Raw genomic sequence first — 273 nt, forward strand, 5'->3', positions numbered from 1 at the left:
GTGGCAAGACCACCATCTCATACCTGATCACTCGATTGTACGACGCCGACCGCGGGCGCATCAGCTACGATGGCGTTGATATCCGCGATTTAAGTTTTGACACCCTGGCTGACTTCGTGGGCATCGTCACGCAAGATACTTTCCTGTTGAATGCCAGCATTGAGGCCAATCTGCGATTTGCCAAGCCGCAAGCCAGCGAGGCAGAGTTGTGGCGTGTGCTGGAAATCGCGCAGTTGGATACTACTGTGCGCAATCTCGCCGATGGCCTGCATG

1 protein-coding gene is annotated in these 273 nt (G+C 55.3%); it reads left to right on the top strand.

The features are described 5' to 3' along the window. Positions 1 to 273: ATP-binding cassette domain-containing protein (locus SB765_RS29685; protein WP_410932501.1), on the top strand; the 273-nt coding region annotated here is incomplete at both ends.

This window comes from Pseudomonas sp. SIMBA_067 (assembly GCF_046534675.1).
Taxonomy (GTDB): Bacteria; Pseudomonadota; Gammaproteobacteria; order Pseudomonadales; family Pseudomonadaceae; genus Aquipseudomonas; species Aquipseudomonas putida.